The sequence below is a fragment of the Neptuniibacter sp. genome, from assembly GCF_024231755.1.
In the GTDB taxonomy this organism is placed as follows: domain Bacteria; phylum Pseudomonadota; class Gammaproteobacteria; order Pseudomonadales; family Balneatricaceae; genus Neptuniibacter.
Genome location: NZ_JAAEQH010000150.1, coordinates 1 through 8,496 on the forward strand (window position 1 = coordinate 1; position 8,496 = coordinate 8,496).

The following is an 8,496-nucleotide window of genomic DNA, read 5'->3' on the forward strand; positions in this document are numbered from 1 at the left end:
ATGCACGCTAGAGTGCATAAGTACTATATTAAGCTTTGCATTAACGCAGTATTAATTAGGGAATCTCATTGTGTTTGGCTTTTTGGGGAACAAGTCGGGTAGCTTGGTAGGGCTGGATATAGGCTCCTCTTCAGTGAAATTGGTTGCTTTATCCAAGAGCGGTAAAGGGTTTACGCTAGAAGCCTATGCGGTGGTTACCCTTCCTCCTAGTGCTGTGATTGATGGCAATATTCAGGATGTGGCAGAGGTTGGTTATGCCATAGAAAAAGCTGTGAAGGTCGCCGGGGGAAAAATGTCAGCAGCGGTGTCCGCAGTTCCCTCTTCTGCAGTTATTACCAAACGAATTGAAATGAGTAACGCTTTCACTGAATTTGAGCTGGAAGACCAAATCAAAGTGGAGGCAGATCAGTTTATTCCATATCCCTTAGATGAGGTTGCTATCGACTTTGAAGTATTGGGTCCGGTGGAAAATAACGATAGTCTGGATAAAGTGCTACTTGTCGCATGCCGCAAAGACGATGTTGAACAGCGTGAGGATGCCATAAACAGTGCGGGCTTAAAGTGTGAGATAGTGGATGTAGATACATACGCGGTAGAGAGGACTTTTCCTCTTGTGTCTGCGGATCATATGGATGAAGAGGCTCTTATTGGTATTGTGGATATTGGTGCAGCAACTCTGACTCTAAATGTATTTCGAGGTGCGGAAATCGTCTATAGCCGTGAGCAAGCGTTTGGTGGTAATGATCTCACCAACTCTATCCATCAGCAGTATGGTATGAGTATTGAAGAAGTTGAACAGTCTTTAAGGCTGGATGATATCTCATCAGAAATCCAAGAGATGGTTGTCTTGCCATTTCGCAGTACTGTTGCGCAGCAGGTTTCCCGTTCTTTGCAATTCTTCTACTCTTCCGGTGCTCATAGCGAATTAAATGCTTTATATCTTTCGGGCGGTACTTCAACAATTGAAGGTCTGGCTGATCAGTTAGAAGAGGATATTGGTATACCAACAAGAATGGCTAACCCATTTGTTGATATGACAGTAAATTCCAGAGTTAATCGTTCACGCTTGGAGAGGGATGCACCTTCTTTGATTAAAGCGTGCGGTTTAGCGATGCGTGGCTTTGAGGAGTAGGGGGTAAAAATGGCTAAGATTAATTTACGCCCCTGGCGAGAAGAGAAAGCAAAATTAAGGCAGAAAAGTTTTGCAGCGAATGTAATGGGAGCGGGTTTATTTGCTGTCATTATCGTTCTTGGGATTGGCTATTACTTTGATGCGATGAAAGAACGCCAGATATCCAGAAATAATTATTTGAAAGCAGAAACCGCTAAGTTAGATCGTAAAATAGCTGAGATTAAAGAGCTTAAAGCTAAGAGAGAAAGGCTACTTGAGCGCTTAAAAGCCATTCAGGAATTGCAGGGGACGCGTCCTTTGATCGTCCGTAACTTTGATGAGCTGGTTAGGGTTTTGCCTGATGGGCTGTTTTATACCTCTCTTTCCCGGAAAGGAAAGAAAGTTTCATTATCGGGTAAAGCATCGGATAACTTGGAAGTATCGTCATTGATGAGAAACTTAGATAGCTCCATATGGTTTGGCGAGCCGAGCTTATCAACAGTTAATACGGCAGCCGCTGGGCAGAAAGCCTTCAAGTTATCGGTAGGTGTGACTAAACCCAAGCTTGTTGATAATAAGGATAAGGAAGGGGGCCAGAAATAATGGATGCAATTAAGCAGGCCTTCAAAGGTTTTGATGTTAATGACCTTGATTTATCAACATCGGGTAACTGGCCTATAGGTGTTAAGATTATCAGTTATCTTATCGTGATTGCTTTGATTGTTGCTGCCGGTTGGCATTTCTATGCTGTGGATAAGCAAGCTCAGTTACATAAGGAAGTAAAAAAGGAAAAGGGGCTGAAGTCTGTTTATAAAGAAAAAGCTTTCCAGGTATCTAATCTGGATGCTTTGAGGAAACAGATGGAAGATGTGGAAGAGCGTTTTGCTGAGTTAAAGAAACAGTTGCCAACGGAAAAAGAAGTGCCGGGTTTGCTAGATGATATTACAAATCTGGGTACAGATAGTGGGCTGGATATTGGGTCAATAGCTTTAGCTTCTGAAAAGAAAAAAGAGTTTTATATCGAGCTGCCAATCAATATCAATGTCGCAGGCTCTTATCATCAGATGGGGCAATTTGTAAGTGGTATTGCAGCTTTGCCTAGGATCGTTACATTGCATGATTACAGTATCTCGCCATCTGCGGGAGGGGTTAATATGAGGATCCATGCTAAAACCTATCGATATGATGAGACTAAGTAGAGGTTGGTATGGTTAACGGATTTAAACAACTAATCCTGCTAGCTGTTTTTGTGGGTTTAACTGGTTGTGTTGACTGGGTTGAAGATACCCAGGATCTAAAAAAATTTGTTAGTAAAACGAAAGCGGCTCCGGCAGGAAAGATTAAACCACTACCTGAATTCAAGCCTTATCATAGCTTTGTTTACGAAGGCGCTAGTATGAGAGAGCCCTTTGAGCCTTTGGTTCCTGTGCAGGTTGTTGATGCTGTAGACGAAAACGAAAGCGCTGATGCTTTGAAGCCGGATCTGGAGCGACAGAAAGAGTATCTGGAAACTTTTGCTTTAGATGAATTGGAGATGGTTGGAACCATTTTTAAAAAGGATGAGCAAAGGCTTTGGGCTTTGATTAAGGATAGTAATGCTGAAATCCACCGCGTGACTGAAGGTAATTACATGGGGTTGGATTTTGGAGAGATTGTTACTCTGGATGAGCGAGAAATAGTGCTTCTGGAAATTATTAAGAATGGTCGTGGTGGTTGGATGAAACGGTCACGTAACCTTGCCTTAAAAGAGAAGGAATAAGGGATACAATTGTGAATATTAAAGTCCCCATGGTGTTTGGAGTAAAAGTACAGTCTGGTAAGTTATTTCGGACCCTGAGTGCATTTGTCTTCAGTATTTTATTGTCGGAGTGGGCGGCAGCAGAAATCCTAATGAAGAATGCGAATTTTGTCGCTTTACCTGGGGGTAAGGTGGAGCTTAGGTTCGATTTCGATTCTACCCCGCCTGCGCCTCAAGCCTATATGATCAATCAACCTTCCCGATTGGTGATAGATCTTTGGGGTGTTGAAAATGACCTAAATGGCCGATCTCTTGATGTTAAAACCGGTCAGGTTGATGTGGTGAATTTTGCGCAGACAGAAGGCCGTCTTCGTGTTGTTGCAAGCCTTTACGAGCCAGCTAGTTACCAAACATTTACTGAAGGAAACAGTCTATTTGTTGTCCTGAAAAACAAAGAAGGGGTTAAGTCTGCCCCTAAGTCTATAGCTAATCTGGTCACTGAAGACAAAGTTTCACAAGGTAATGCACAGCAGATGTCTGATCATACTCAAGTGCAAGGAATGGACTTTGAGCGTGTTGAAGGTGGTATAGGACGTGTGAGTATTACTCTATCGGATGATAAAGCTGGGGTTGATATTCAGGAAGAAGGAAATAATGTTCTAGTTAACCTGTTCGGGGCTCAACTGTCTTCTGCTTTGGAGCAGCGAGTGGATGTGCAGGATTTTGTTACGCCAGTTATGTTTATTGATGCGATGGCGAATGGATTAAACACAAGTGTTCTTATTAAGCCAAGCGCTGAACCATACGAGTATTTGGCTTATCAGACGGACAACCGGCTTATTATTGACTTCAAACCGCAGACGTTAGCCGAGAAGCAGGAAAGAGATAAAGAACTGTTTCCTTTCAGCGGCGAACAGATTGACCTGAACTTCCAGAATGTTGAGTTGCGTTCGGTGTTACAGATTGTTGCAGAGGTTGCGGAGTTGAATTTAGTAGTAAGTGATTCTGTTGGTGGCAATATTACTTTACGTTTGAAAAATGTACCTTGGGACCAGGCACTGGATATTATTTTGAAAACTAAGGGGCTTGATCAGCGTACAGTGGGGAATGTGCTGCTTATTGCTCCGGCGGCAGAAATCGCGGAACGTGAGCGGATTGAGCTGGAAAGCTCACAGAAAGTGGAGCAACTGGCACCACTTAAAACAGAATTTATACAGATAGATTTCCGCAAAGCTTCAGATATGATGGCTACTATTCAGGAAGCTAAACTTGTTTCTGATCGAGGCTTTGTTATGTCTGATGATGAAACTAACGTATTGATGGTAAGGGAAACAGCTAAAGCTATTAGTGATATTCGTCGGACTTTGAAGCGTTTTGATGTTGAAGTAGAGCAGGTATTGATCGAGGCTCGTTTGGTAACTGCGCGTTCTTCAGTGACCGAAGATTTGGGTATTAAGTGGGGTTTCGGCTATAACGATGTCGATAATGGAAGAGGTTGGATTGTTAATCCTGATCAAGGATCAATCGACTTTGGTAATCCTCCTACTGAAGTAGGTCTAAACGTCGATTTAGGGGCGACAGCAGCTAATGCAGGTAAAATTGCTATCGGTTTTGCGCCTGGAACCAGTAGCATGATCCATCTGGAGCTAAGTGCATTGGAATCGGATGGCCAGGCTGAAGTGATTTCACAGCCTAAGATACTTACAACTAATGGTAATTCTGCCAAAATTGAGTCGGGTACGGAGATTCCTTACCAGACAGTAGAAGATGGTGAAGTGAGCATCGAATTCAAAGATGTAGTTTTGAGCCTGGATGTTACCCCTCGTATTAATCCTGGTGACCGAATTGCAATGGATCTACAGATTAAACAGGACTCAGTAGGTGAAGTCCTGCCAAACGGTGAAATTAGTATTGATAATAATGAGCTGCAAACCTCAGTTGTAGTGCCTGATGGTCAAACTATTGTGCTGGGTGGCGTATTCAAAAATGAGACCAGTGATGTTTTGAACAAAGTTCCTCTGTTGGGTGACCTACCTGTCATGGGGTCATTATTCCGTAATACCGAAAATAGTGTTGATAAAACAGAGCTGTTAATCTTCATTACACCTAAATTGGTAAGAAACTCATTAACTGCGCAGTAAGGCGTTAAAATTTGAACATCTTTCTTGTGGGGCCTATGGGGGCGGGTAAAAGCACCATAGGCCGTATTTTATCTCAGGAACTAAAGCTGGAATTTGTTGATTCTGACCGAGAAATTGAGGCTCGTGCTGGGGCTGATATCCCTTGGATCTTTGATGTTGAAGGTGAATCCGGTTTTAGAGATCGCGAAGAAGCGGTAATTAAGGATCTTTCACAGCAGCAATTAATCGTTTTATCTACGGGTGGTGGTGCAGTCATTCGGCCAGAAAATCGCACTGCTCTACAGGCAAATGGCACAGTTGTTTATTTACAAACATCAGTTGATCAGCAGCTTGATAGAACATCCAGAGATAAAAATCGTCCTTTGCTTCAGACCGATAATCCGCGTGAAGTTCTCGAGAAATTAATGGCGGAACGCCATCCCTTCTATGTTGATGCGGCTGATATCGTTGTCAAAACTGATCGTCGACATCCGAAAACGGTTGCAAGTGAAATAGTTAAGCAGCTTAAGTCGCTCTCCATTCTGGATAGTGAATAGTAGGTTAGACGTAATATATGCAAACACTCAAAGTAGATTTGGGGGAGCGGAGCTACCCTATTTTTATTGGTCAGGGATTATTGGATCGTGGACTTATGCAGCCTTATATCAAAGGTCAGCAAGTCCTAATCGTAACTAATGAGACTATTGCTCCATTATATCTGGATCGATTGGTGTCTAGTCTTCCTGATTCTCTGAAGGTGGATTCGGTAATATTGCCCGATGGGGAGCGTTATAAAGATCTTGATCATGTAAATATGGTCTTTGATGCTTTGCTGAATAAACGACATAACCGAACTACAACATTAATTGCCTTAGGTGGTGGTGTTGTGGGGGATATGACAGGCTTTGCAGCAGCCTGCTATCAGCGAGGTGTTGATTTTATTCAGGTACCAACAACCTTGTTATCACAGGTGGACTCTTCGGTTGGTGGTAAGACGGGGGTCAATCATCCTCAGGGTAAGAATATGATTGGTGCTTTTCATCAGCCTCAATGTGTGGTGATTGATACTGATGTATTGAACACTCTGCCGGAAAAAGAACTGTCGGCTGGAATGGCTGAGGTGATTAAGTATGGCTTGATCTATGACGAAGCATTTCTTTGCTATCTGGAAGATCACGTTGATGGTTTGATGGGGCTTCAGCCTGACTTGTTAGAGCAAGCAATCTTTCGATCTTGTGAGATCAAGGCGGAGGTTGTTGCTCAAGATGAAAAAGAATCAGGAATTAGAGCACTGCTAAATCTAGGGCATACTTTTGGTCATGCCATAGAGGCTGATCAGGGATATGGAGAGTGGCTTCATGGCGAAGCGGTCGGGGCTGGAACAATGATGGCTGCAGATCTGTCTTGTCGTCTTGGTTGGATCTCATCAGGAGACGTTACTCGAATTAAAGACATTTTGGAGGCGGCAAATCTGCCAATCTACCCGCCTACGGAAATGTCGGCTGATCAATTCAAGAATCTGATGTCTGTGGATAAAAAGGTGTTGGATGGGCAGCTAAGATTGGTCCTTCTTAAACAGGTTGGTCAGGCGGTGGTGACTTCGGATTTCCCGGTTGCTAAGCTGGATGAGACCCTGGCAGCGGGCACTTCTCTAGGACAGTGCTGTTAGTATAAGGGTTGTGTTCCGGCTGAATAGTGATGAGTGAAGCAATTGGATGAAAAGTAAAATCTATTTTGAGCCACCTAGCCGTTTGCAGCTGCTGGATAAGCTTAAGCATCTTGTGCGCTTTTCAGACTTCCTTTTACTGGTTTCCGGTGAGTCTGGGGTCGGGAAAAGTACTCTCATCACTCAGTTGAAACCGGAACAAACTGATTCAACTCTCTGCTGTTGTGTAGTTGAGCCTAAAGAGGGGCTCACTGAACAACAGCTATTAGATCTTCTTCTTGAGCAGCTCCCATCGCATGAGAAAGGTGGTACTGGCTTTGCCGATCACCTAAAGCTGTTTAATTTTCAGTTGAAAGCGTTACAGGCCGCAGGTCAGAAATGCCTCATAGTGGTAGATGATGCTGAAAAGCTTTCTGAGCCTGCATTGGAATTGCTACTCAACCTACACACCGCGGATGCGACTGCAGGAGGTGCTCAGCTTCTGTTTATGGCGGCCCCGGAATTTGCAGAACGTTTATTGAATCATGATTCCGTTAGGCATATGGAAGGCAGAGTTCATCACCTAACACTGGAAGAGATGTCTCCTGAGGAGACTGAGGAATATCTGCAGGTCTGCTATCCCGCTACTGCGTCTTTAAAGCCTAAGAAAAAAGCTGAATTGATTACATTGTCAGGTGGCATGCCTGGAAGGATCGAAACACTGCTGTCGGGTGGGAAGGTTTCAGTTTCCAAAAAAGCGGGTGGTGCCACCGCTTTTCCGCTACCTCCTTTGCATATGGCTGGGATTGGTTTTGTTTTGGTTGGGATTCTGGGGGTCTCACTCTGGAAATTCCTTCCAGAAGAGGTAGAGAATGCTGCGTTAGATGTAAGCACTGAAACTGTTTCTGTACCTCTTGCTGTGCCTATGGCGCAATCAAATAATGAAAATACAGAAATAAAGATTAACTCAAAGCCTGATATTTCAACTGATGATTACAAGCATACTGGAGAATCAGATGCGTCAGTTGAGGCTGCAGTCAGCTCAGATATGGCAGCTAAAGCAGGAGCCGAGAGTAAGAGTCTTATTGAGCAGGCAAAACAAGACCTTTCTGCCAAATTAAGAGCGCAGGAGGAAAAGCTCAAAGTTAAAGAGTCTTTGCCAAAACCGGATAATAAGGCGGTAGCTAGTAGTTCTTCAGTGTTAGAGAAAGAGCTACGGGAAGTCGTGAGTGGCAGTCCTGTAATAACGAAAAAACCAGCTTTAGCCCTGAAAGAGGCAGAACCTTCTGTTTCGGCAAAGCGCCCCGAAAATAAAGTGGTCAAATCTGTAGCTAATTCTGCAGCCGTGTCATCAAGTTCTGACGCGCTGCTTCTGAAGTGGAAAAGTTCAGGTTATACCTTGCAGATGTTGGGGGCTCGTTCTGAAGAAAGCGCACTAAAATTTATCAAGAATCAAAAAAAACCTGGCGATTTTCACCATTTTGAGACTGTTTATAAAGGTGCCCCGTGGCATGTTGTGGTTTATGGGCAGTATGCAAACCGTGATATTGCTAATTCTGCGATCCGAAAGCTGTCCAAAGAATTGCAAAAGGTTAAGCCCTGGGCGAGAAGTATTAAGGGCGTTCAGATCGATATAAGAAAGAAATAATCCTTCCTAAACAATACGTTGGCGTCGCCTATAGCAGTGTTTGTGTATGCTTAGGTGCTCCTTTTTGCTGATTGAAATTTGTCCCTAACCCTCATCACGTGTAGAATGGCTGTCCCTTTTTGCTGAGTGGCGCATATATTGCAGCAGAAAGAGTTTTCAAGATATTGATTTTTAAGTATTTTTAAGTGGGAATGGCTTATGAGCAAAGGTCTTTATCGCCCCGGTGAGTTTAAA

General features: G+C 43.5%; 8 protein-coding genes. All 8 read left to right on the forward strand.

Features of this window, described 5'->3' with window-relative positions:
- Nucleotides 1–70 precede the first annotated feature (70 nt).
- From pilM to GY843_RS08490, 8 genes are read left to right on the forward strand one after another with little or no spacing between them, the layout of a single operon-like run.
- Nucleotides 71–1,132 carry a type IV pilus assembly protein PilM gene (pilM, locus tag GY843_RS08455; RefSeq protein ID WP_297308527.1) on the forward strand — a complete coding sequence of 354 codons (1,062 nt, stop codon included), beginning with the start codon at nt 71–73 and terminating at the stop codon, nt 1,130–1,132.
- A gap of 9 nt (nt 1,133–1,141) precedes the next feature.
- On the forward strand, nt 1,142–1,714 hold the full coding sequence (locus GY843_RS08460; protein WP_297308529.1) for a PilN domain-containing protein: 573 nt from the start codon (nt 1,142–1,144) through the stop codon (nt 1,712–1,714).
- Nucleotides 1,714–2,310 (forward strand): type 4a pilus biogenesis protein PilO, encoded by a 597-nt coding sequence (locus GY843_RS08465; RefSeq protein ID WP_297308531.1) that lies wholly within the window; start codon nt 1,714–1,716, stop codon nt 2,308–2,310. The genes GY843_RS08460 and GY843_RS08465 overlap by 1 nt, the downstream gene beginning before the upstream one ends.
- 8 nt (nt 2,311–2,318) lie before the next feature.
- Nucleotides 2,319–2,870, forward strand: a complete 552-nt coding sequence (locus GY843_RS08470; RefSeq protein WP_297308533.1) for a pilus assembly protein PilP — start codon at nt 2,319–2,321, stop codon at nt 2,868–2,870.
- A gap of 11 nt (nt 2,871–2,881) precedes the next feature.
- Nucleotides 2,882–4,990 carry a type IV pilus secretin PilQ gene (pilQ, locus tag GY843_RS08475; RefSeq protein WP_297308535.1) on the forward strand — a complete coding sequence of 703 codons (2,109 nt, stop codon included), beginning with the start codon at nt 2,882–2,884 and terminating at the stop codon, nt 4,988–4,990.
- 11 nt (nt 4,991–5,001) lie between these two features.
- A complete protein-coding gene (aroK, locus tag GY843_RS08480) occupies nt 5,002–5,526 on the forward strand; it encodes a shikimate kinase AroK (protein ID WP_297308537.1) in 525 nt (174 codons plus the stop codon).
- A gap of 17 nt (nt 5,527–5,543) precedes the next feature.
- Entirely contained in the window at nt 5,544–6,638 is a 1,095-nt protein-coding gene (gene aroB, locus GY843_RS08485) for a 3-dehydroquinate synthase (RefSeq protein ID WP_297308540.1), read from the forward strand.
- Nucleotides 6,639–6,684: 46 nt separating this feature from the next.
- The gene (locus GY843_RS08490; protein WP_297308542.1) at nt 6,685–8,262 is read left to right on the forward strand and encodes an AAA family ATPase; all 1,578 of its coding nucleotides are present in this window, start codon (nt 6,685–6,687) and stop codon (nt 8,260–8,262) included.
- Nucleotides 8,263–8,496: the final 234 nt, after the last annotated feature.

Excerpts from the sequence above, each read along its gene's own strand:
- GY843_RS08460 (WP_297308529.1), top strand. The coding sequence starts at position 1,142 with ATGGCTAAGATTAATTTACGCCCCTGGCGAGAAGAGAAAGCAAAATTA.
- GY843_RS08465 (WP_297308531.1), top strand. The coding sequence starts at position 1,714 with ATGGATGCAATTAAGCAGGCCTTCAAAGGTTTTGATGTTAATGACCTT.
- GY843_RS08470 (WP_297308533.1), top strand. The coding sequence starts at position 2,319 with ATGGTTAACGGATTTAAACAACTAATCCTGCTAGCTGTTTTTGTGGGT.
- aroB (WP_297308540.1), top strand. The coding sequence starts at position 5,544 with ATGCAAACACTCAAAGTAGATTTGGGGGAGCGGAGCTACCCTATTTTT.
- GY843_RS08490 (WP_297308542.1), top strand. The coding sequence starts at position 6,685 with ATGAAAAGTAAAATCTATTTTGAGCCACCTAGCCGTTTGCAGCTGCTG.